The 25247-nt window shown below is 42.6% G+C and carries 21 protein-coding genes and 1 riboswitch; of the genes, 6 read left to right on the top strand and 15 right to left on the bottom strand.

All coding sequences use genetic code 11. The features are described from left to right. Positions 1 to 8: 8 nt before the first annotated feature. From FFM84_RS02485 to FFM84_RS16055, 13 genes are all read right to left on the bottom strand, one after another. Positions 9 to 1025, bottom strand: a complete 1017-nt coding sequence (locus FFM84_RS02485; protein ID WP_130843573.1) for a WxLIP family cell surface protein — start codon at positions 1023 to 1025, stop codon at positions 9 to 11. An 87-nt stretch (positions 1026 to 1112) separates the two neighbouring features. Beyond that, positions 1113 to 1697: a WxL domain-containing protein gene (locus FFM84_RS02480; protein WP_165450244.1), complete on the bottom strand. Its 585-nt coding sequence runs from the start codon at positions 1695 to 1697 to the stop codon at positions 1113 to 1115. Positions 1698 to 2102: 405 nt separating this feature from the next. After that, entirely contained in the window at positions 2103 to 3230 is a 1128-nt protein-coding gene (locus FFM84_RS02475) for a GGDEF domain-containing protein (RefSeq protein ID WP_130843575.1), read from the bottom strand. A gap of 135 nt (positions 3231 to 3365) precedes the next feature. Then, complete coding sequence (locus FFM84_RS02470) at positions 3366 to 3908, bottom strand: NAD(P)H-binding protein (RefSeq protein WP_165450050.1); 543 nt, start codon at positions 3906 to 3908, stop codon at positions 3366 to 3368. Between the two features lie 627 nt (positions 3909 to 4535). After that, positions 4536 to 5663 (bottom strand): GGDEF domain-containing protein, encoded by a 1128-nt coding sequence (locus FFM84_RS02465; RefSeq protein ID WP_130843577.1) that lies wholly within the window; start codon positions 5661 to 5663, stop codon positions 4536 to 4538. A gap of 223 nt (positions 5664 to 5886) precedes the next feature. Then, the gene (locus FFM84_RS02460; RefSeq protein WP_130843578.1) at positions 5887 to 6972 is read right to left on the bottom strand and encodes a hypothetical protein; all 1086 of its coding nucleotides are present in this window, start codon (positions 6970 to 6972) and stop codon (positions 5887 to 5889) included. Beyond that, entirely contained in the window at positions 6962 to 8014 is a 1053-nt protein-coding gene (locus FFM84_RS02455; RefSeq protein WP_130843579.1) for a hypothetical protein, read from the bottom strand. Before FFM84_RS02455 ends, FFM84_RS02460 begins: the two co-directional genes overlap by 11 nt. Further along, positions 8015 to 8908, bottom strand: coding sequence for an ATP-binding cassette domain-containing protein (locus FFM84_RS02450; RefSeq protein WP_130843580.1), 894 nt, complete (start codon positions 8906 to 8908; stop codon positions 8015 to 8017). It abuts the gene before it with no gap. Beyond that, positions 8892 to 9281, bottom strand: a complete 390-nt coding sequence (locus FFM84_RS02445; protein WP_130843581.1) for a GntR family transcriptional regulator — start codon at positions 9279 to 9281, stop codon at positions 8892 to 8894. Before FFM84_RS02445 ends, FFM84_RS02450 begins: the two co-directional genes overlap by 17 nt. A gap of 185 nt (positions 9282 to 9466) precedes the next feature. Next, positions 9467 to 11404 (bottom strand): PTS sucrose transporter subunit IIABC, encoded by a 1938-nt coding sequence (locus tag FFM84_RS02440; protein WP_130843582.1) that lies wholly within the window; start codon positions 11402 to 11404, stop codon positions 9467 to 9469. Next, entirely contained in the window at positions 11397 to 13064 is a 1668-nt protein-coding gene (locus tag FFM84_RS02435) for an alpha-glucosidase (protein ID WP_130843583.1), read from the bottom strand. The genes FFM84_RS02440 and FFM84_RS02435 overlap by 8 nt, the downstream gene beginning before the upstream one ends. Positions 13065 to 13132: 68 nt before the next feature. Beyond that, the gene (locus tag FFM84_RS02430) at positions 13133 to 14134 is read right to left on the bottom strand and encodes a LacI family DNA-binding transcriptional regulator (protein ID WP_130843584.1); all 1002 of its coding nucleotides are present in this window, start codon (positions 14132 to 14134) and stop codon (positions 13133 to 13135) included. After that, the gene (locus tag FFM84_RS16055) at positions 14121 to 14294 is read right to left on the bottom strand and encodes a hypothetical protein (RefSeq protein WP_165450245.1); all 174 of its coding nucleotides are present in this window, start codon (positions 14292 to 14294) and stop codon (positions 14121 to 14123) included. The genes FFM84_RS02430 and FFM84_RS16055 overlap by 14 nt, the downstream gene beginning before the upstream one ends. Before the next feature lie 50 nt (positions 14295 to 14344). Between FFM84_RS16055 and FFM84_RS02425 the strand changes: the two genes are divergently transcribed. The 6 genes from FFM84_RS02425 to FFM84_RS02400 all read left to right on the top strand — a co-directional run bounded on the left by FFM84_RS02425 (position 14345) and on the right by FFM84_RS02400 (position 22672). Beyond that, a complete protein-coding gene (locus tag FFM84_RS02425) occupies positions 14345 to 15481 on the top strand; it encodes a D-alanyl-D-alanine carboxypeptidase (protein WP_130843585.1) in 1137 nt (378 codons plus the stop codon). A 167-nt stretch (positions 15482 to 15648) separates the two neighbouring features. Continuing rightward, positions 15649 to 16470 carry an AraC family transcriptional regulator gene (locus FFM84_RS02420; RefSeq protein ID WP_130843586.1) on the top strand — a complete coding sequence of 274 codons (822 nt, stop codon included), beginning with the start codon at positions 15649 to 15651 and terminating at the stop codon, positions 16468 to 16470. A gap of 93 nt (positions 16471 to 16563) precedes the next feature. Beyond that, complete coding sequence (locus FFM84_RS02415; RefSeq protein WP_165444370.1) at positions 16564 to 17748, top strand: MFS transporter; 1185 nt, start codon at positions 16564 to 16566, stop codon at positions 17746 to 17748. Between the two features lie 16 nt (positions 17749 to 17764). After that, complete coding sequence (locus tag FFM84_RS02410; RefSeq protein ID WP_130843588.1) at positions 17765 to 18667, top strand: alpha/beta hydrolase; 903 nt, start codon at positions 17765 to 17767, stop codon at positions 18665 to 18667. Between the two features lie 209 nt (positions 18668 to 18876). Continuing rightward, positions 18877 to 18943: riboswitch (Fluoride riboswitch) on the top strand. 55 nt (positions 18944 to 18998) lie between these two features. Beyond that, positions 18999 to 20285, top strand: a complete 1287-nt coding sequence (gene eno / locus FFM84_RS02405) for a phosphopyruvate hydratase (protein ID WP_130843589.1) — start codon at positions 18999 to 19001, stop codon at positions 20283 to 20285. A 107-nt stretch (positions 20286 to 20392) separates the two neighbouring features. Further along, a complete protein-coding gene (locus FFM84_RS02400; RefSeq protein ID WP_130843590.1) occupies positions 20393 to 22672 on the top strand; it encodes an HAD-IC family P-type ATPase in 2280 nt (759 codons plus the stop codon). A 585-nt stretch (positions 22673 to 23257) separates the two neighbouring features. On the opposite strand, the gene rsgA is transcribed toward FFM84_RS02400, so the two are convergent. Further along, positions 23258 to 24343, bottom strand: a complete 1086-nt coding sequence (rsgA, locus tag FFM84_RS02395; protein ID WP_225424678.1) for a ribosome small subunit-dependent GTPase A — start codon at positions 24341 to 24343, stop codon at positions 23258 to 23260. Positions 24344 to 24592: 249 nt separating this feature from the next. Next, entirely contained in the window at positions 24593 to 25243 is a 651-nt protein-coding gene (locus tag FFM84_RS02390; RefSeq protein ID WP_130843591.1) for a Vat family streptogramin A O-acetyltransferase, read from the bottom strand. Between the last annotated feature and the right edge of the window lie 4 nt (positions 25244 to 25247).

The raw sequence follows: 25247 nt of genomic DNA, 5'->3' as shown, positions 1-25247 counted from the left end.
TTACTGACTTATTTTGACTTGCGTCGGTTTCTCATTAAAATCCAAACGATAACCGCGATTAAAATAACAATAACGCCACCTAGGATAGCAACCAATGTCCAATTAGTATTCGCTCCAGTTTCGTTGATTGCGGCCTTAGCAGCCTTCGTTTGGGTTACCGTGAATTTCTTCGTGAATTGCCAATGATACTTACCATTCTCGGCCGAAGCTTTTAAATGTAAGGTATAATTACCCACAGCTAAAGCTTTCGAACCATCACCCAAAGCAAAGTTGAAATGACTATTAGGTGCCATTGTCATATTTTCTTTAACCGTTTTTAATAGTTTTTTATCGCTGCCTTGCTTCGTCACGTAACTGTTGACCTTTAAATCATGCATGATCACTGCCCGTGAATTTTGTAACTTAGCAACAACGTAATTTTGATAGTTAACTTGCAGTGGTTCAGCGGACAATAAGTTCAATTCAGGTTTAACCGTAAGTTTTTTCGTTTCCCGTAACTGAATACCTAATGTATAAGCAAATTGATTGGTAATAGATACAGATTGTTTGTTCGATTTTTTGTCAGCGGTTGCATGTTGCACAATGTTGATGCCGCCTAACGCAATTCCTGGAAATTGTTTTTCCGGAAGCTTAACTTTTAAATTAACCAACTTGGCTTTTTTAGCTGGCACCGTGACCGTTTTCACTTTGCTGGTCGCCGTAGCTAAATTAAATTGAAGCGATGCATCCGGATTTTTAACCGTTTGATTATAAACCAGTTGTCCGGCATCACTCGTTGACGCTAAGTTAGTCGTCACATCATATTGATGTGATTTAGTATCCTTATTGTTGATACGAACCGTGACTGTTTGCGTTTTACCAGGTTTAACCAGTAAATCAAAATAAGTCAACTTTTTGTTGACTTGATTACTTGGCAAAACTGCCCGAACACTGTAATGATTGCTTTCTGCTTGAGCGGTCTGCCACCAACCACCTAAACAGCTCAGGCCAACTAATAAACTTGCGGCCCATCGCCACTTTTTCATGTTGAATCCCGCCTCTCTTAAACCTTATGTAAATCAGAGATAATCATCTCTGATAATGGTACCTTTATTGTACACTTTTAAACTAATTTATGCGGGTCCATTCGTTAATGTCCAAGTCAAGTTAGTCGTGTATTGATCAGTTGAAGCACCCGCTGGGATATCAAGTGTGACATCACTCGTACTAAAGACATCCGTCCATGTCCCCATACCAGCACCGATTTGAGCAGTAAAAACATTAGAATCCGCACCAGTGCCATCCACAGCAACCGTTGATGGGGCTGTTGGTGCTGTCGACTGATTAGAAGCTTCTTCTGGTGTTGGCGTCCCACCATCTAAATTCAACGTTGCACCTAAATCGACCTCACCAGTACCATTCTTAAAGCCGTCACTATTGACAGTCACATTCCAACCGGATGTTTTACCAGGATTCTTCACGGTGATTGGATCATCAATGCTATTTGCCGTTAGAGTCATCGACGAAGCCGTAATTTTAGCAGTCCCAAAATCAATCGTTGGTGCGCTAGTTATTTCAATATCACTATTTACATCTTCCTCCAAATTAACCGTTGCAGTGGTGTTACCACCAGATACAATTGATGCCGCTTGTCCCGCGATTGGCATTGCAAATAATGCAACGACGCCTAATGTCATTAATCCCCAATGTTTTTTCATGATATGCCTTCCCTTCATATGTCTGTAAAAGTCTTCCGCTAGACCCTCACTAAAGCAACAACGTCTTAATGGTTTCCAGTAAACGAATTTGCGCAGTTTACTGAGTAATTAAAAGACTTAACTAACTAAAAAAACCACAATAAAGCTTAATTAAGTCCAAATAATCAACCATTTCTTAATATAAATATAACAAATCAGTATTGAATAATCAATACCCTCAAACAAATTATTTTATCGCTTACATCATTAATTGGGCGCGATTGTCGATGCAAAAAAGGCCGATAGTCTCAACATAATGTCGAGGCTATCAGTACTTTTAGTGGGTTTTATTTTTAATTTTTTTGATTTAACAATAATTCGATCAACGAATACAAAAAAAAGACGGGCCTGTCAGCCTGTCTCTAATTAATACGTAATTTGCATGCGCCCATTCCGTTTAGATTGATATAGCTTTTGATCGACACGATTATAAAAATCAAGTGGCGTCGCATCTTCAGCCGTTAATGCCGAAACACCAACGGAAACTGAAATTTCAAGTTGGTGGGTACCAAAATTGATTTCCTGATGATTAATGGCTAAAAAAATCTGTGTCACAATAACTTGTGTTTCAGCGACCGTATAACCTGGAAATAAAATATTGAATTCTTCCCCACCGGTCCGGTACAGCTTTACTTCAGGATCATTTTCATTCAACACCGTCTGGACCACCATGGCAACTTGTTGCAATACCCGATCGCCAGCCAAATGACCATACGTATCGTTGAAAATCTTAAAGTGATCAATATCAAACATCATCATCGTCAACGACCGTTGTTTTCGTTGACTGAACTCAAACCATTGTTTAATCGCTCCTGAATAGGCCGCAAAGTTTTCGGTTCCCGTTAATGAATCATGACTCGCAAATTTGGTTAGCTGTAGCTTTGTTTCATCATTTTGCGTTAGCATATTGACGTAAATAAACAATAACCCTTCAAAAATAGTGAGATACAACCACTCTTGACCCAAAATTTGCCATGAAAAGTTAAACTTTAATTTCATCCATAACCACAACAGCCCACCAAAGATAATCCCAGTGGCCGAATAACTGATTAAAATTGCTGTACGTTGTTTGACACGTGCACGAATTAAGTTAAGTGCACCAAATAGCAGCGTTAGCGTTATCGCATGTACCCAAGACTGCCAATAGCCCAACGACTGGTTGAGCGTCATAAACACCAAGACAACCGGAAAAAACAAGTAATAAGGTAACTTAATATTTAAAAAATAGGCGCAAAAGATAATACCGATTATCTGAAAATTCATAAACTGCCATGGGTAGTTTGCGCTGTCGCCAAAAGATTGTAAGGCCACAACAAAGACGACCATATATAGAATGCCGTACCAAGTTCGTATCGTGGTTTCGCTGATCCTAAGATGTTGCCATTTTACCCAGAACAAAATACCATTAAATGTTAGTTGGTAGAGCGCCAAAACCCCCAGCACAAAGAAAACACTGGTGAAAAATGGCGCGACTTGCCAATTAGACCATGTCATTGATCAGCCTTCCCCGTAAGTTTAGTCCCCATATTGAGGACTAAACAAGATAATAATACTTATGTTAGTAAATGACTATTAGCACTAAATGTCAACCTAAAATGACATATTGGTAGGCATAAATTTATTAATCAACTAAGCAGGTTGTGCCGTCTCCTGCCACTGATTATCATCAACCGCTGATAATACAGCTTGCGCGACCGAGAGATTAGCCAAGTGATGTCGATTAGCTGATTCTAGCGTCATTTGTGGATCAAACTCAGCAATGAGCTTGGGGGCATCGATAACAGCGGCCGTTAACCCCCTTTTTAACGCAACGGTGACTAACGAACAGCGCACACAGTAATCAGTTAAATTAACAGTTGCGTGATGACTCGTTTTAACGACTACTAAACGCATTGCGGGCCGCTGAGCGACTGTATTGATCAAGTTTATCGTTAATTGAGACGTTGCATCGTTAAGAATAGCCAATACCAAATCTTGTCCGCTTAAAGCGGATTTCAAATCAGCTGGCTGAGTGGGATCACCATTAATGACTGTTTCGCGACCACCATCCGTAACCAAACGGGTCGCTTGTGGTGCTAGTAAAGTGAGTTGATCATTTCCATGCGCCAACAAATAGTCTCGAATAACTTGCCCTAATTCACTTGTGGCACCAATCATTAAAATGCGTCGCATACGATCCATCTCCTTAACGTTATCATTTAGGATCAGTTTACAACCTTAGTCTAACTGTAAGGCAAGCTTTTTGTTCCAAACTAAGGTTGAAAGATGGTCATTAATGATAGCAATCGTACTAGAACTGGCTTGAATTATGTTAAATTGACCACCTACACCAGCCAGTGATTCTGCCAGCTGTGGGGACCGGTTCCAGCCATAGTGCAGGCTTCCACCTCGTAAGTCCGGGCAAACCACCCGAACTAACGATATTTTCACGGCCAGCGCCATCACCGGCTGGCTTCGGTTATTTCGGATCAATCAGTTTGGTAACTATAATAGCCGAGAGTGAGTCCACATTGAGCCCAGCCGTGGGAATCTTAGCGATTTATCGCTTAGAGCCTGGTGCTTTTGAAACACATTTTTGGTGGTTCAAAACGACGGTTCAGACCGCTTTTTGGCTGAGCCGGTCCACCCACAGCGTTCCGGCTCAATGTGGGCGAACGGTAGGCGGCAAAGATACGAATTTTTAATCGTTGAACATTTACCCTATTAAGATTATGTTTATTAAAAAGTAGCTTTCAATCTTTAGATTCAAATAAAAAACACAAAATCAAAAATTTGATTTTGTGTCAAAAAAAGCTTCAGTTAGTACGTGATCTGCATGCGGCCATTTCGTTTTGACTGGTAGAGCTTTTTGTCAACACGATTGTAGAAATCTAGTGGCGTCGCATCGCTCACTGTTAGATCGGACACGCCCACCGAAATAGAGATTTCCAATTGATGATCGCCAAACAGAATTTCTTGGTGATTAATGGCCAGAAAGATTTGAGTCACAACTGATTGTGTATCTGCTACCGTGTAACCCGGAAATAAGATATTGAATTCCTCGCCACCGGTTCGATACAATTTGATTGCCGGATCATTTTCATTAATCACCGTTTGGACGACCATTGCGACCTGTTGTAAGACACGATCACCCGCTAAATGCCCATACGTATCATTGAATATTTTAAAATGATCAATGTCAAACATCATCATCGATAGTGGTTGATGTTGATGCTGACTTTTCGTGAATAGCGCTTGAACAGCACCCGTATATGCTGCAAAGTTTTCAGTTTGTGTTAATGCATCGTGACTGGCAAACTTTGCCAACTGCAATTTAGACTCACTATCCTGCGACAGCATCGAGACATACGCATACAATAAACATTCAAAGCTCATTAAGTAGAGCCACTCTAGCGTGATACTTCTCCAGCTAAGGTTAAATTTCAGCTGCATCCAACACCAGAGCCAGCCACCAAATAAAGCGCCAACCGCGATATAAATCGCGAAAACCCAACGAGAATCCTGAAATTTAGTCCGGATCGTATTTAACGTAAAGAAAAACAACGCTAAGGTAATCGCTTGCCCCCACGACTCCCAATAACCAATGGATTCGTTAAAAAGCATATAGACGATAACGATCGGAAAAAACGTGTAATACGGTACTCGAATATTCAGAAAGTACGCGCAAAAGATCATTGCGGTCAGCTGAAAATTCATAAATTGCCAAGAATCCTTATTGCCAATGACCAATAATTGAATACCAAACACAAATACGATCATGTAAATGACCCCGTACCAATTATTAGCCGTATCAATAGAAATCTTTAAATGTCGTGTTCTAATCAGATACGACAAACCGTTAAATGTTAGCCAATACAAAGCTAGCATACCTAAAATAAAAAACATACTGGTCACAAATGGTGATATTTGCCAGCTAGTCCATGTCATTAAACAACCTTCCCCAATCAGTTAGCATGTTGAATACAATTAACCTAACTTGACTCAATGCCGTCTCGTAGTGATATAAAAGATGATACTTACATTAGTAAAGTTCGAGTATTTTCAAAACAAAGTTACAACATTTATTTTACCACGACAACAATTGTAAACAGTTAACTAAATGCAAAAAAACAACACCTGAGTGTTGTTTTTTAATGTTTTTCTCATTAATTTAACGTAACTGCCCCACTAATCGCCAGATCCAGCGTGACCACTTCGGCCGATAGAGCCAGGCGGTTAAACCAATTAGCGCAATAATCCAGCCAATAAACACTGCCGACCATGATGTTGACATTACTAGTATTGGCGAGAAAATTCGACCGATAAAAACCGCTAACGGTAAACTGAGCAACAACAATCCTGGTAAACGAAAACCGCGAATAACGGCATTACCCGTATTTTCCAAAGTGCGGCGTTTACTCAACCAATTAGCCAGACAAAAGCTCCCAAGAATTAGTCCCAGTAGTAAACCATTACCGGTGGCCCAGTGTCGTGATAAATAATTGGCACCAACATGCGTAGTAGCATTCAAATAAACTGCTGCTGGCAACCACCAGCAAGTATAAGCTAGTACAACCGTTGCCAGTGCAATAATACCGTTCACAAAGATGAGATTCAAAGCACTTGCTAAAGTAAATAATCCCACCGCTAACAAAACATCGCTGATTAAATCTAGTCCCCAAGTGGCGCCATTGAATCCGGCCCAGTAGTGTGACGGGATTCGACTGGCCAGTAATGCTAGCTTGAGCACACTGCCTAAGACTAGGCCACTGACAATCGCACTACTATATAGTAAGAATTGCTGACGATAAATTTGATCACCACGATAACCAAGCGTGCGTAAAAACTCATTAAGATATCGGCGCCGACTCCCCCAAATCATGGTAATTCCAGCAATCGCCGCTATGACCATGCTAAGCTCGCTACGACCCGTACCAAATTGACCACGCGTCGTGTGTGTACGTTTAGTTGGTGTTGTTTTATAAACTTGTAGTTCTTGATCACGATAGACTGTATAGTAGGCTGCTTTTGAAGCATAATGGTGGTCTTCACGATCTACGTAATCTTTGGTTTTCTTTTGATAATGAATGCCACCATCGGTTTCCATCATGATATTTTGTGGATCATTTCGATTATGCCATTCTTGCTGACCATTGATCCCTTGAAATAGGCTTATGCCGATTAGCAAGATAAATAACCCTAGTAAAATAGGCCAATGTTGATGAAAGACCAATCGTCGTAACTGATTATGCCGCATGATACACCTCCCGCCGTCGTTGCCACCACAGGCCAAAACTACCAACGATAAACATTAGGGCCATTCCAACAATTTCATACCACGGTGTGATACTTCCTGAATTATAAACGAATGGCTGTAGTAACGTATCACCTAATAAAGCTCCGAAGCCTAGTACAACTGCTACTAAGAAAATACCTTGATTGATTTTAGACCTAGTTAAACCTGACCAACACCGAAAACTCAACCAAGTTAAGACTAATAAAATAATTGTAACAAAACCTGCTAAACTGGCTGATACATAGTAATGAGCATTGAACCAACTTTCTGGAGCAAAACCGTCGCCCAATATACTTGATGTATACCCAGAATTAGTTACCGCACCATTAATCGTTCGCCAAGTTAAGAAACTTAAAAGACCGGCTAACCAAAAGTGTGTCGTTGTTTGACCGATTAACCAGCTGAGCATTAATATACTTAAGCCAATTATGGTAATCGCAACACTATGACCGAACAATCCTGATAAATTACGATAACGTTGCCATTTGGTCGGAATGATGGCAATAATCCAACCCCAATAAATAAATTGGGTGGCTCCCATTACGATTCCAAATTTTAATACTTGTAAAACCTGGACACACCACAGTTGAAGTCGTGTGACACCTAATCCAAGTAAAAATTCATAATAATGCGTGCGCCGACCCCAAAAAGCCAAGACTAAACCAATTAACATCATCACACCGTAAAACCAAATGTTTGATTGGTTATCCGTTGTGTCATAACCATGTGTCTTAAACTCGTCTTTATAAAAGAACTGATGTCGATAATTTTCATATGCGGCCAAACTGACTTGTCGACCACTAATTTGAAAATTTTGAGGATGTTTTTGATATTCTTTAGCTTGTTGGGCTCGCTCCGTCTTAGTCTCAACACTAAGTGACAGCTTTTGTTGCGTTGTTTGCACCGCCAAAACCAGCCCAATCAACATCATCAACAAACTAAGCCCGATCACCCAGCCCCGCGTTTGCGACCACCAGAGCTGGCGTACTTTTTTCATTGTCATCTAATCACCCACCATTACCGCGGCTTGATCGCCTAACTTCACTCGAAATAAATCTGTAATCGTTAATGGACATGGTTCCATCATCACGGGTTTGGCCGCCTTTAACGCCGCATCAACATCATCTGTATAGTGATCAAAGTAAACTTCTAAAACGCGACCGTAGACTTTAACCAAATGACCAGCATCTTTGACAACTGCTGGCAAAGTTTTCGTTGGAAAAACCAGTTGCAGTTTTCGTGCCTGCGTCCGGAATTGTTCCAAGTCATAATTCGCCACTAATTGTTGATCTTTTAATAGTAGAACCTGATCACATAACCCATCGAGTTCGGTTAAATTATGTGATGAAATCAAAAAACTGGTTTGTTGATCAGACACAGCATCCACAATGCGGACCACAATCCGTTCACGCACTAAGATGTCTAGTCCATCAAATGGTTCATCCAAAATAATATACGGTGTGCCACTAGCAAGCGCCAATAAAATTTGAAATAACATTCGTTGACCTTTTGATAATTGTCGATAACGACTTGTTGGCGTTAATTTTTCTTCGCTCAATAACGTCTGTAGCCGGTTAACATCAAAATCTGGATAACCTAAAGCGTAAGTATCACCCAACTGTTTTAGGGTTTGATTACTAAAAAAATTATTTTGCGTATCGATATAAAATAGATTTTGCCGCGCTAACGGTTTTTGATCAACATTTTGATCATCAATAATCAGCTGACCAGCATCTGGCAAATAGTGAGCCGCTAATGTTCGAAATAGGGTCGTTTTACCAGCGCCATTACGGCCAACCAAGCCCACGATCCGGCCCGGTTGCCAGTCAAACGTAATGTCGGTAATAATTGGTCGATGCTGAATGTTTTTACTAATACCTTTAACTTGAATGCTCATGTTTGTTATCTCCCATCTGATAAGCAGCTGCGACCCACTCGTTGACTTGCTGCTCAGTAATCCCCAAAAACTGTGCCTCCGTCAATAATCCTTTTAATTTATCGGCCACTTCGGCCACCACTGCTGGATTAACCATCGTTTCCGTCGGTTGATTCACAAAGGTCCCCCGTCCTTTCACTGTGTAAACGGCTTTTTGACTTTCCAATAATTGATACGTCTTACTCACCGTATTTGGATTCAAATGCATTTCGGCGGCCATCGCCCGAATTGAAGGTAACTTATCCCCTGGTTGTAGAATTCCCTGAACAATTTGTTGCTTAATTTGCATCACCAACTGTTCGTAGTACGGCGCACCGTTTGTTGCAAATGCCATTTTGACACCTCATTTCTAGTGTGTATCATGTGTCCTATCACAACTAGTACACTAACATCATCAAAATGAATTTGCAACCTTAAATAAATGGACCGATAACGAGAAACACCTAACTGACTGCATATGAGCCCATAAAAAAATTGCTTAGCCATTATGATCAGTGCCAAGCAATTTAAGTTGATCGATTAAGCTGGTTGAACATCCGCTACAGTCGCCGTTTGGACCGCAATTAAGCTTGTCCCAGCTTTAACTGTTGGTTCAGAAGTTGGTTCAATACTGAGATATTGTTTACTATTGGTGATAATCACCATGACCGTATCGTCTAATTTCGCCTGTTTAATCACGGCCGGGGTAAATTCACCTAATAAGTCACCCTGTTGGACGGCTTGTCCCAGTTTTACGGCTACTTTAAAACCTTGACCGTTCAATGAAACGGTATCAATTCCGATATGAATCAATAGTTCTAATCCTTCAGGAGTGGTTAACCCATAGGCATGCCCAGTATCGGCAACCACACTCATCGTCCCACTTTGTGGCGCATAGATTTTAACCGTGTCCGCTGTTACCTGTGGCTTGATTGCCACACCATCACCCATCATTTTTGATGAAAAGACGGGATCATTAACTTGAGTCAAGGCGACAGTCTGCCCATCAATGGGTGCGTAAACCGTATTATCTGCGACGTCATCAGTTGTCACTGGTTCATCAGATTTCAAAATATCGGCCGGAATTGCGAACATGTTAGTCGCGACAAACGCAACAACAATCGTTAATAGCGACACGATTGTATAGATCAATAAATTCCTGACATTGTAAATATACATCAAGTAAGATGGCACAACCGCTAATCCGTAAGAATTGGCCGCAACACTTAAGATGCTCAAAACACCGGCACCCAAACCGCTTGTTAACACGGTAATAATTAGTGGTTTAAAGTTATAACGAATCAAGACCCCAAACAAGGTTGGTTCAGAAACACCGAAAAGTTGTGAGGAGAATGCGCCAATAAAGTTAGCTTTGGCTTTTTGCGATTTAGCGCGCATGATCATGGCTAAGGCGACTCCCAAATTGGCAAAACCGTACATGGCTTCTAACGTAATCAATGGATTTAATTTTGTCGCCGCCAGTAATGATGTTTCGATGGCAATCATCATTTGATGAATCCCAACCAATACCATTAATGGATACGCAGCCCCAATTAAGAAACCACCGATCCCAAATGGCAAGTGAATTAAGCCTTCAACTCCAGCAACCAGCACATTTTCAATACTGTGAACGATCGGTCCCACGCCTAAGATCATAATCGCAAATGTGACTAACATTGTTAAGAATGGCGTTAAAATTTGGTCTAAAACATTTGGCACGTGTTTGTGGAAATAATGCTCTAGCACACAGCCTAAATAACCGGCAACTAATGCGGTTAATACCGAGCCTTGACTCCCAATCACGGGAATCTTGCCAAATAACATAATTGCTTTGGCAGTCCCACCAGCGACTGAATACGCATTTGGCAATGATGGTGAGACGAGCATCAACCCAATGACAATCCCGACAATCGGGGTACCTTTAAAGTACCGGAACGTTGACCAGACAATCAGGGCCGGTAAGAATGAGAAAACCGTCCCCGTTAAAACAGAAATCACCGTATTTAAACTAGCCGGAATTGCGGCTGGTGTGATCCCAAATAACTTGAGCACTTGGGCATTAGTAAAAGCACTTTGTAAACCTAAGAATAGCCCCGTCGCCGCAATGACTGGAATGATCGGAATAAAGATCCCCGATAACATTGCCATAAAACGTTGCAACTTTGTTTTGTGTTCGTCATTGGATTCAGTCGTTGTCGCCGCCGTTTCTTGCCCATAAATGGCGTTAACCACGTGCAAGTGCTCAATCGCATCGTAAACGTCATTGACAACCCCAGTTCCAATAATCACTTGATACTGACCGGATCCGAAGAACACCCCATTGACTAAATCTAAACTTTCTAACTTGGCTTTATCAATGATTTTGGCATCTTTGACGACAAAGCGCAGTCGCGTTTGACAGTGTGTCACGGATTCGATATTTTCAACACCGATAATATCGATGATTTGTTTGGCTAATGCTGAATAATCTTTACTCATTTGGATTCACCTCAATTAAAATTGCTTGGTACGGTTGTAATTGATCATTAGTTGATGTTGTGTAGTTATTTAACCATTTTTTGCCTTTAGGTAACGGTAAGTTGACCACTTGATCACTCAAATTGACATAAACGACGACATGTTGTCCACGTTGATAGGCAATCACGGTGTCCGCGGTGGTCGTAATTGGCTTGAATGTCCCCGTGATCAGATCCAAGCTTAATGACGATTGCTGTCTAAGCGCAATCATTGCTTGATAAAAATGCCAAACTGATTGAGTATCTGCTTGTTCACTGACCCAATCAAGCTCAGGACAAGATTCATTCAAACCAATCCATGGCTTAGTACCTTGGTTAAAGCCGTGATTTACGCTTTGATCCCAAGGATAAGGTAGCCGGCCGTTATCGCGTGAACGGGCATTGACAAATCGTAGCGCCGCTTCAGCCGAATAACCTTCTTCTAAAGCACGATCATAATTGTCATGACTGGACAGATCATTGAAATCGGCAATACTGGTGCGTTTGGCATTTCTTAACCCTAGTTCTTGTCCTTGATAAATGAATGGACAACCACGTAAGTTAAAGTATAACAAGGCTAATGCTTTGGCACCGATTTCATTTTGATAAGCCGGTGCTTGAATGTACTTATCAATGCTACGCGGTTGATCATGATTTTCTAAGAACGTGGCACTCCAGCCCACTTTTTGAATCGCCAGCTGACTCTTAAAAATTGCGGCGCGTAAATCCGCAGGTGTCCACTCAACTTGTCGATACCATTCAGAACCAGACGCGACGTCAATATCGGCATAATGGAAATCAAAAATCATTGAAAAATAGCCATTTTCACCAATAAAGTGACCCAACTGATCATAATCCACGCCAGACGCTTCTCCAATCGTGACCGCATTAGCTGGTTTAAATGTCGCTGCATTCAGTTCGGTTAAAAACTGCTCAATCCCTGGACGATTTTCAGCCTTACGTTTGACCTTACCCAAGCCATCGGTACCATCGGGCGTAATTGAGGCGAAATCCTGATCTTTTTTGATGAACGTAATCGCATCAATTCGAAATCCAGCAATGCCTTTAGCGAGCCACCAATTGATCATTTGATAAAGCTGTTGTCGCAATTCAGGATTTTCCCAATTCAAATCAGGTTGTTGTTTAGAGAAAACATGATGATAGTACTCATTCGTAGCCCCTGGGACCAATGTCCAAGAAGAGCCTTTTCCAAAATTAGAACGCCAATTATTAGGTGGGTTCCCCTGTTTCCCGGATTTAAAAATATAATAATTGCGATACGGACTAGTCGGATCAGCCAACGCTTGCTTAAACCAAGCATGTTGATCAGAAGTATGGTTTAACACTAGATCCATCACGACTTTTAAGCCCAACGCTTTTGTCCGAGCCATCAGTTCATCAAAATCAGCCATCGTCCCAAATTGCGGATTAATCGCCTGATAATCAGAAATATCGTACCCGTTATCAACCATTGGTGATTGATAAATTGGTGATAACCAAATCGTGGTAATTCCGAGCGCTTTTAGGCGTGGTAACATCTGAATAATGCCTTGTAAGTCGCCGATACCATCGTTGTTGGCATCTTTAAAAGACGCCGGGTAGATCTGATAGAACACTTCTTTTTGCCACCATGTTGTTTGCATTTTTAAAACTCCTTTAATGGTCGATTTATCATTTGGAATCGATTCCATTTTAATTAAAAGAAAAAGGCTTAAGCACTTTTTCTAATGATTAACTGTAACCCTAAATCTGGTTGTAACGCTGGTGTATTGATTTTACCTAAATTGTGTAACAGTTGATCAACCGCCACTTGAGCCATCGATAACACCGGTTGACGAACAGTCGTTAATGGTACTGGTGCAAACTTAGCAAACGGCTGATCATCATATCCGACAACCGCAATGTCATCAGGCACCCGGAAATGTTGGGCTTGTAATTGATTGATTAAGCCAACTGCGACTTCATCCGAATTACTAAAAATGGCGGTTGGACGCAGGTTGGGCGCTAATTGACTCAACTTGGTGCCAAGCTGTTGTCCATCAGTTAAGGTATGTTGCTGCGCAAAGATCAATTGATCATCAATGATCAGGCCATGTGCTTGGCAGAAGTCCAAGTAGGCTTGCGTCCGTGACCGGCCATGATGTGTACTTGGATAGTTCCCCCCGGTCGCATAAGAGATTCGGCGATGACCTTGATCATATAAATAATTTAACGCATCCCAAGTCGCTTGATAGTGATTTAAGCTCACGGTCGGTAAAGCCACCTGTAAACTTTCTTCGTTCAACAAAACCATTTGTTTCGCATAGGTTGGTGCCAATTGTGCAAGTAAGTCGCTATTTTCCACCGAGGCTAAGATCACCCCATCGACTTGTTGTTGTTTCAACTGGTCCAAGAATCGGCGTTCAGCTTCAGGATCGTCGTGGGTTTGCATCACCATCACTTGAAATCCGTAACGATGTAATTCTCGTTCCAAAGCATCAAATAATTGTGCAAAGAATGGATTAGAGATTCGTGAGACGAGCACGCCAATATTATTCGTACTTTGCGCTCGTAACTGACTTGCAATGGCATTCGGCGTATAATGCAACTGCTCAATTGCCGTCTGAATTTGTTTTTGCTTCGCGGCTGAAACAGTATCACGATGATTCAAATATCGTGACACTGTGCCAACACCGACCCCCGCCGTTTTAGCAATTTCACTAATTGTTGCCATTGGTTATCGCCTCCTTGGAATCGTTTCCAAAATTAAATATACTAGCTTTTTGACGAATGTCAAGGCATAATTTTTCAACAGTGCCGTCAAAACCGATAGAACTAACACCTTTTTTGTCTGAAAAAAAGCTCTCGAAACTATTTTCTGCTGCTTGAACCACGGTCAGCTAACCCGTATAATGAACCCATCAGTTTACTTTGGGAGGATTTTATGACGATGAAAAGAATCGCTTATTTTGCGCTGTTAGGTACAGCAATTGGCCTTGGGGGGCTTGCCGCTACGACTGTATCTGCCCATGCCGCTATCACTACCAACTTTAAAAATATCAAATACACAGATGATTTTTATTACGAAAAGTTCACTAATGTCGCCTACCATGCGAAAAGTACTAAGAAAAACATCTATATTTGGAATGATACGCATACGAAGAAACTTTACAACATGAAGACATATCCTAACTACACGTGGTTCAAGACTGCTTCGGGAACCTATAAAGGAAATAAGAACTGGATTGAAGTTAGCAACGTCGTTAATAGTAAACGCGGTTGGGTCTACCAACCACAACTCACCACGGGATTCAATAAGATTGGTTACCAGATTACGAAACGTAGCTATGCCAACCCCGCCCATGCCGGGAATATTTTCCATATTCCTAGCAGTAGCAAGAACCTCTATCTTTGGGATTGGACACACACAAAGAAACTGGTTAATTTAAAAAACTACACCAACCAGAATTTCTCGCAACAACATTCGGTTCTTATGACGTATAAAGGCAAGTCTCACTGGTATTACCACACAAGTCTCATGGTTAATGGAAAATATACCGTTGGTTACGTCCGGGGTGACCAAACGGCGGCTGGCCGAACAACTAACCACAAAGGAAAAAACATCCTATTCCCTCAGGAATTTGTAGGTACCAAGGATTACCTTGCTTATATCAACGAAAGCAAATATCAAAAGCTGGCCCGGGCAATTATCAAGTTATTCCCGAATACACCCGTTGATTTGGGGCTATCTCGAATTGCCGCGTATAATTACGCCACCAATGATACTTGGGACGAAGATCCTGACGAAGCCATCTTAACAACTGGATACAAAGACATTGTTCCATTTGAATCCGTTGCGACCTATCTGATGAAGAATAAAACGCAGACTAATGCCCAAAAGATTGCTGGCATTAAAAAGCTTCTCAACAAAGCTGGCTATACCGCAGCCAAACGTGCGAAACTAACCGATTATAAACTCGGTATTTATATTCTCAACAACGTCATGGGTGGTAAATCAGACGAAGCTGGTAACCTGTATAAAGGAAACTGGTATGGACTCGTAATCGGAAAAAATGATTAGCACTAAACTGAAAGACCCCATCACTGTTAGACAACCCAATCTAACGCTGATGGGGTTTTTGGTATGTTCATTTATTTCGGATTTAGTTACATTTCAGGTTGTTAAATTTCTAAGTAAGCGTTTAAACTATAGCTAATAACTGATTTTTAGCAAAGGAGCGCTACCACATGTATAAACATGAATTAGTCACCACGGCCCCTGAAGCACCCTTTCGTGTCATTATTCATCGTGATCCGGAAGCTGAGATCTTATTGCATTGGCATCAAGCTTTAGAAATTAACTACGTGATCAGTGGCCGAATTCAATATTTTATCGATGGTCAGCCTATTACCGTCAACGGACAACAACTCATCGTGATTAATCCCAATGCCGTCCACGGTGTGCACCAATTTAAAAATAGCCCGACGACAACGGCACTAACGCTACAAATCACTTACTCATTTTTAGAGCAACTGATTCCTGATTTCAATCACTGTTGGTTCGAGACGCAACCAGTTGATCAAAAATTATGCCGGCGCTTAACCCAAATGATGGTTGCCGAAACTGAAACAAACCCGACATTAAAAGCACTTAGTCAAAAAAGTGCGCTTTATGACATTATTTACCAACTATTGAAAAATCACTGTGACCATCGCGAACTCCTAAATAATCTACAGGCAACACCACAACTAACAATCGCACAACAAGTCATCGCTTATTTAACTGCTCACTCGCGTGAAACCCTAACACTCCCGAAATTAGCGGATGCGATGCATCTATCTGTGGGCTACTTATCACGGTCATTCAAGGGTCAAATCGGCATGAGCGTCATGCAATATTTACAGTTAATCCGGCTACATGATGCCTATCAACTAGTGACCAACAGCCAACAATCCATTGATGCCATTGCTGATTTAACGGGATTTTCAAACGCCAAAGCCTTTCGAAAAAGTTTTTATCGTACTTATGCGATGACTCCCTTAAAATATCGACAGCAGGTCAAGAATTAACCTTTTTTTAGTTAAGATTCAGCCACCGCATGAAGCGCTTTCATAATATGATAAATCTTGTTGAACAACATCATAACTATGGGAGTGAACAATATGCAAAAAAGTCAATCGAAATCATTTAAACTGATGTTACTGTCGTTATCATTGATGCTAATGATTGCGCCAAACATCGCCGCCGCAATACCATTAATGGCTAAAACCTTTGGTAACCAATCTGCCTCAGCCGTGGAAACCCTATCAACAATTCCAAATCTAGGCATTATCTTTGGCATTTTTTGTGGGGCACCTTTAAATCTACGTATCGGCGCCAAACGAACCATTTTAGTTGGACTAGCCATTGCCTTCATCACTGGTGTTTTACCAGTTTTTATCACGAATTATCCAATTATCTTAATTGCTCGTTTGTTACTAGGATTTGGGATCGGCCTTTTCAATTCTTTAGCCATCAGTCTTATTTCACACTATTATCGTGGTGACGAACTAGCAACTATGATGGGCTTTCAAAGTGCCTTTCAGTCCTTGGGTAGTTCAGTGATGTCCTTTGCCGTGAGTTACTTAATTATCTTTGGTTGGCACGCCACGTTTCTGATCTATGCGATTGCCCTACCGATCTTTATTGCCTTTTTAATTGGCATGACAAACGAGAATACTGCTAAAACTGCTACCCAACCGAAAGTAACTCACCATCAACGGTTAAACTTATCAGTGATCTTAATTTCCGTGCTCACTTTAGCGCTCTACGTTTTTTTCATGGTCGTTACCGTTCAATTGGCCACATTAGTTACAACCAAGAATCTAGGGACTGCTGCACAGGCTTCCGCTGTTTTGGGTGGGTTCACTTTAGTGTCAATGTTAGTTGGCTTAGGTTATGGCAAAGTCTACCAACAGCTCACTCACTGGGTGCTCCCCTTAGGACTGGTCATCATGGCTGCCGGCTTTCTAGGTGTTAGTCAAGGTGCCACACTAATGATGGTCACTTTAGCGACTATGATTATTGGTGTGGGGTTCGCGATCACCATTCCTTATATCTACACCTTGGTTAATACGCAAGCGCCAACTGGTTCAGAAAATTTAGCATCATCCGTTATGCTCGTTATGACTAACATCGGCGTTTTTATTTCACCAACCGTTGTCAATGCCTTGGCTAAATTAACCGGACTAACTGGTGTTACCGGTACGATGAGTATTTGTGCGATTGGTTTACTAATTTTAAGTTTACTTACCTTAGCCAGTACTTACTGGCAACATCAGCATACCGCTGTTGCCCTCAAAAAATAAAAGGAGTCTTTAACTTATGTCAACTAATGATTCAGTCATGCAAGCCGTTACCAAAATGCGAACAGAATGGCACGATAACGATGCCAAACGTGATGCTAACCTGCCCACTCATTTTCCGGAAGTCCAGCGTTTCGATAACCTCAGTTATGGACCAGCCGGGGTCGCTAACCAGCTAGATGTTTATTTACCAACAGGTACCACTGAACCAATACCAACTGTCATTAATATTCATGGTGGTGGTTTCGTCTATGGTGATAAAGAACTTTACCAACACTATTGCCTTTGGTGGGCCCAAAATGGGTTTGCCGTTGTCAATTTCAATTATCGATTAGCGCCAGAAACCATCTTTCCCGGCGCGCTGTTAGACACGGCGGCAGTGTTGACTTGGGTTAAACAACAAGCCGCCACCTACCACTTTGACCTTAACAATCTCTTTGTCACCGGCGATAGTGCTGGCGGCACCTTGACCGAGCAAGCCCTAGCGTTAACCACTAACGCTGATTATCGTGACTTACTAGGTGTGACTGATCCCGGCATTCACTTCAAAGGTGCCGCGCTTAACTGTGGGTTATACTTTCTCGATCGACCCGGAGCCTTGGACGACGGTAGTATCGTTGGTCTGGCCTACTTCACCCCCAGCGCACGAAAAGAATACGCCGCGGCCATTCGTACAGAGGATTATTTAAGTTCAGCGATACCCCCACTTTATGTGATGACTGCAAACCAAGATTTCCTACATGATGAAGGCATTCGTTTTGATCAATTTTTGATTGATCATCAACTGCCACACACATTTAACGTCTATGGTGATGAAGATCATACTCGCGGGCACGTCTTTCACTTAGACATGCGTGATCCATTAGGTCAGGAGTGTAATTTAGCTGAAAAAGCCTTTTTCACGGATTTAATCAACGCCTAATTACTAACACAATCAACTTAAAATTAATAAATTAATTAAGTCAGTAAACACTTTAAAAAAAGATTTTTTTATATTTTAAAGATAACTCTACCAACATCCATCCGCACCAAGCCTTGATTTCAAGCCAATAACCGACTTAATTAACCCAACTGTTTTATTATTTAACTTCCTTGACGTTCAGTTCTGTGAGATGTAGTATGACCTTGTTAAAGTGAATCGGCGATGACGTTCGCCACTTAAATAATTGATAATCAATTTGATGACGTCTACTACATGTTCTTTTAATGTAGTAGTCGTCATTTTTTTAATCATCGAAAGGGAGTTTTATTGTATGAAAACTGTTATTGAATCTGTAAAGGCACGCGAGATTTTTGATTCACGGGGCAACCCTACAGTAGAAGCTGATGTCATTCTTTCAGATGGCACATTAGGCCGGGCTGAAGTGCCTTCTGGGGCTTCAACCGGTGAAAAAGAAGCCGTTGAATTGCGTGATGGCGGTGATCGCTTACAAGGTAAAGGTGTCTTAAAGGCCGTTAATAACGTTAACACCGAAATCAATGAAGCGTTGCATGGCGCTGATCCATTCAATCAAGCTCATGTTGATCAACTCATGATTGACTTAGATGGCACGCCTAATAAAGCCCGTCTCGGTGCCAACGCTATTCTAGGTGTCTCGATGGCAACGGCTCGGGCCGCAGCTATTGCAACTCATCAACCGCTTTATCGTTATTTAGGTGGGACCGATTTAGAATTACCACAAACTTTCCACAATGTCATCAATGGTGGTGAACATGCCGACAACGGCATCGACATCCAAGAATTCATGATTACCCCAGTTGAACGGACCAGTTTCCGTGACGGCTTTGAAAAGATTGCCAACACTTATCATACGTTGAAAAAGGTCATCGAAGCTGCGGGCTATACAACTGGCTTAGGTGATGAAGGTGGGTTCGCCCCTAATCTCAAGAACTCACGCGATGCTTTAACGATGCTCCACCAAGCAATTGTGCAAGCGGGTTATACACCTGGTAAAGAAATTGCGATTGCCTTTGATGCCGCCGCTTCATACTTCTACAACCGCGACACCAAGAACTACGATTTTGAAGGCAAAACTTATACGCCTGATGAACTTAGCGATTACTACATGAAATTATTAGATGACTTCCCTGAAATCATTTCAATCGAAGACCCTTACGGCGAAGAAGATTGGGATAACTTTGCCACCTTTACAAAGAAGGCTGGCGATCGGGTTCAAATCGTTACCGATGATCCCGTCTGCACCAACCCTAAGTTGATCCGCGATGCGATTAATCAAGGGATGGCTAACAGCATTTTAATCAAGCTCAACCAAATTGGGACAGTTACTGAAACCTTAGCAGCAATCCGTTTGGCACGTAAGAATGGCTACACCACCATGATTTCACATCGTTCTGGTGAAACTGGTGATACGTTTGTGGCTGACTTTACCGTTGCCACCAACGCTGCTGAATTAAAGTCTGGTGCCCCTGCTCGTTCTGAACGTGTTGAAAAATACAATCAATTACTACGGATTGAAGAAGAACTCGGTGCTGATGGGACGCGTTTAGCTCATTTCCCTGACGACGTTCAATTTGATTAAGCTTTAAAACAATCATTAAATAAAATGGTCACTCAATGGGTCTTGGTAGTTGCTAATTGCAGCAATAACATGGCCCATTTGGTGTCTTTAGAAAGGTGACGGTTTTTATGGCTACCACAGATTCAACCTTAACTGGACTAACGAAAACGCAAGCAACACAACGATTACATGAAGATGGTCTTAATGAGGTTGCCATAACCGCATTCAACTTTAAACGCGCCATTCTAAGTCGGCTATGGGAACCAAGTGCTTGGATTTTAGAGGGCGCCCTCCTAGTAGAAATCGGCTCAGGCAAATTCATTCAAGCGGGTTTTATCATTCTGATGTTATTATTCGCAGCCGTCACTGGGGCGATTCAGGCCCGACGCGCCCAGCGGGTTTTACAATCACTCTCAAATGACCTAACACCAACAGCTGCAGTCAAACGCTCTGACCAATGGCTAACCATCCCGGTCAACCAATTGGTTCGTGGCGATTTGGTCAGTTTGCGACGTGGCGATATCATCCCAGCCGATGTTGACCTATTAACCGCATCGCTAACAATCGATGAAAGTTCCATTACGGGTGAATCAACAGCGGTTCAACGCGAACGTCATGCCACGGCCTATGCGGGTACCACGATTTTATCAGGACACAGTCTTGCAACGGTTACCGCAACCGGCGCTGCAAGCCGTGCTGGCAAAACCATTAGTCTCTTAAATCAACATTCGGCTCCTGGACATTTACAACAATTACTCGGCAAAATTATCGGCTATCTGGCCTTGCTGGATACGATCTTAGCCGTCTTATTACTCATCACGGCCATTTTTCGTCGAGCAGATCTCGTTGCGATGCTCCCGTTTTTGGCAATGCTCTTTATTGCAACGATTCCAATTGCCATGCCATCAAGCTTTGCCGTTGCCAATTCGGTTGAAGCCCAGGTACTCAGTCAGCAACATGTTTTAGTAAGCGATCTCAGTGGTATTCAAGAAGCAGCCAACCTGAACTTATTACTTTTAGATAAGACTGGAACGATTACCATGAATCGACCAGAAGTTCAGCGTTGCGACAACTTTTCAAGCAAAACTGACCAGTGGCTATTGGAAATGGCGACTAGTGCGGTTGATCAGCAACACCCTAGCGTTGTCGACAACGCCATTTTAAACGCAGCCACTCAACAACATTTAACGCCACTAGTTCCAGTCAAGTTCAGTCCATTTGATGCCACCATCGGTTATGCTGCTGCAATCGTCAATACTGGCCAAGGTCATGTTTCAGTTAAGTTAGGCAGCTGGCAACGTTTAGCCGCAATGGCGACTAACTCACCGACTTTACCAACCGCCATAACCGCCGATACCAATCGAACCGTTGCGGTGATGGTTGCTGACCAATTAATGGGCGTATTCATGTTACAAGATCAACCACGGCCAGACAGTGCTGCAGCTATTCAATCACTTCAACAACGTGGTGTTCAAGTGATTATGCTAACTGGGGATCATCCTAAAACGGCCGAAGCAGTTGCTAAAGCCGTGAATTTAACTGGAAAAGTCTTAGCCTACCATGACTTGACTCCCGCCACTGATTTAACCCAACTAGCTGGAATTGCTGCCGTGACCCCAGAAAACAAACTGGCTATCGTGCAACAATTTCAACAAGCTGGTTATATCGTTGGGATGACTGGGGATGGCGTCAACGATGCCCCAGCTTTAAAGCAAGCCGAAGTTGGGATTGCTGTCAATAATGCGGTTGATTTAGCTAAACGTTCAGCTAAGGTAGTGCTAATGACACCAGGCCTATCTACTTTAGTTCAATTACTAGATAGTGGACATCGGGTCTATCAACGAATGATGACTTGGACAATCACTAAATTATCACGTACGGCTGAACTCACCTTACTACTCACTGGTGGCTATTTATGGCTTAACCGGGTGCCACTAGCATTAAATGCCCTGATACTGGTTGCGATTCTGAATGATTTAGTGACGCTAGTCTTAGGTACCGACCGTACCAGCATCACGACTCATCCTGAACATTGGAACTTGAGTCGCCTAGCGCGCTTAGCCGGTGGCCTGGCTGCCGGTTGGACACTTGTTGGTTTCGGCCTACTAGCTGGCTTACTAAAGAACGGCACACCACTCGATCAATTAAGTACGGCACTCTACGTTTATTTAGTTTTCAGTGCCATGTTGACAATTCTCATCACCAGAACGACCACTCACTTTTGGCAGCAACAACCTAGCCGGGCTGTTTTAAATGCCGTTTTACTCAATTGTGTCCTAACCATTGGCTTGGGCTTAACTGGTTGGGGTATCGTCGGGATTAGCCTTAAGCTGCTCGTTATTCCCATTGTCGCAGCTTTGATCACCGGTCTTGTTTTAGATGTCCTTTGGGTCAACTTACAAAAATAATGATAAAAAAGACACCCCAACTAGCCATTTTGGTTAGCTGGGGTGTTTGACATAATTACCAATCTAAAGATTGAAAGTTACTTTTTAGCAGTAATCGTTGATATAGCAAGTGTTCATCAGCCAAAAAAACTTATACTTGCCACCTGCCGTTCGCCCACATTGCCACATTGAGCCGGAACGCTGTGGGCGGACCGGCCCAGCCAAGGAACGATCTGGACCATCGTTTTGAACCGCCAAACCCGCGTTTCAAAAGCGCCAGTCTCTAAGCGATAAATCGCTAAGAGTCTCCCACGGCTGGGCTCAATGTGAGCTCACTCTCGGTTATGATGGATTACTTAGTTTCCGTGATGGACGATATAACCGGAGTCAGCCAGTGATGGCGCCGGCCGTGAAAACAGCGTTAGTCCGGATGATTTTTCCGGGCTTACGCTGTGGACGACTTTTGAGACTAGCGGTTTTTGCTAGGCTTAAAAGCGAGATGTAAGCCCGGCCTTGGGGCTGGAAACGGTCCCACAGCCGGCAGAATCACTGGCTGGCGTAGATGACTAATTTAGCGTAACTCAGATTTTATCTTTCAACCTTTGATTACCGATGTTTTACAGATTTTAGCAATTGACGCATAGCAGTCTTACCACCAAACAATCGGTCGATCTTGGCGTTTTCCCGTTCACGGGCCGTCATGCCTTGATACTGCAATTCGGTCTGCAATTTTTGATAACTCTCCCACCGATCCATTGCCAATTCGCCAGTTGCGATCGCGGCTTGTACTGCACAACCCGGCTCACTTTGGTGCCGACAATTTCGGAATTTACACTGCTGTGCTAAAGTCGCTATATCGGCAAACGTTCTATCAAGATCCCCCGTATACAGTTGTAATTCACGCATACCGGGCGTATCAATCACAATGCCACCACCTGGCAATAACAATAATTGGCGCGCAGTTGTCGCATGCCGACCTTTATCATCATCGGCCCGAATCGTCTTAGTCACTAGCACGTCATCACCGATTAAATGGTTAATCAACGTCGATTTTCCAACACCCGATGAGCCGACAAACGCAACCGTTTTGCCAGCGGTCGTGTACGCCTGCACCGCTGATAGGCCGTCGCCAGTTGCCATCGAACAGGTAACCACTTCCGCCCCCATCGCCACATCGGCCAAAGCTGCCAATTTATCGGATAAATCTTGGCATAGATCAGCCTTCGTTAACACAATGACAGGTGTTGCACCACTATCCCATGCCATCGTTAAATACCGTTCCAATCGCCGCACATTAAAATCAGCGTTTAGTGCCATACAAATAAACAACGTATCAACATTTGCGGCAATGAGTTGACCGGTGACGTCGCTACCGGCAGCCGTTCGGGCTAAAACGCTATGCCGCGGCAGTATGGTGGTAATCACACTTTGTTCAGTCGTTGTCTTGATTGGGGTTACTAAGACCCAATCACCAACCGTTGGAAAGTCCACCGGTGTCATCGCTTGATGACTAAGCTTGCCGGTTACTGTCACCGTTCGTTCTCCTGACGTCGTGATGACTTGATAACGTTCACGATGTTGAGCGGTAACTCGGGCTAAGTCTAAATCAGCATTTTTAGCAGCGGCAGTTTCAAAAGCGGCTGTTAAGCCGTAAGTTTTTAAATTAATAATCAATTTTTTATCCTTTCGCAAGTCCTGGTACCCTAATGCTTGCGATTATAAAAAAGATGCCGTGAGTTTGACCCACGACACCACAAAAGAATTCCTTACGAGTGTTGCCTGACTGTAAGTCTTCGTTTGAGCATTTAGGGTACACGAAATTAATAGATCAAATGATCTATTTTAACAATTCGCGTCTAAAGCTTAACGAATGACCGACATCAAACAACCCTCCCTCTATTTAACACCGATAGCTTAGCATGTTCAGTCTTGGCTTGTCAATCAAGCCAACTCCGCTAACCAAGTGTTCAGTTGGCTAATCGTTGGTGTCGTCTGGGTCAAAGCCGAGATATGCGCTGTGATCCAGTGAATATCTTGATTCCACCAGGCAAGTTTTAATAAGGCTTGACTAACTTCATCTTTAAATCTTGGCCGGATCATTTGCGCTGGATTGCCGCCAACAATGGTGTACGGTGGAACCAATTTAGTCACGACACTATTGGCCCCAACAATCGCGCCATCACCAATCGTCACTCCCGGCAAGACTGTCACATTTTGCCCAAGCCACACATCATTGCCAACGATCGTATCGCCTTTTAACGGGAGGTCCGATAATTCCGGTGTATACGCTTGCCAATCACCACCCAAAATATTAAATGGATACGTTGAAGCCCCCCGCATCACGTGGTTAGCGCCATTCATCACAAATTCAATGCCTTGGGCAATCGAACAAAACTTTCCGATGATTAACCGATCACCTAAAAAATCATAATGATGCGTCACGTGGCTTTCAAAGGCCATCGGATCAACTGGATCATCATAATACGTATAGTCACCGACTTCAATATTGGGTCGTGTAATCACATTTTTCAAGAAAACGAGTTCTTGAATCGCTGGATTGGGATGAACCTGATTTGGATCTGGAATTGCCATCATA

The organism is Lactiplantibacillus mudanjiangensis (genome assembly GCF_005405385.1).
In the GTDB taxonomy this organism is placed as follows: Bacteria; Bacillota; Bacilli; order Lactobacillales; family Lactobacillaceae; genus Lactiplantibacillus; species Lactiplantibacillus mudanjiangensis.
This window is presented reverse-complemented; position numbering and strand designations above follow the sequence as displayed.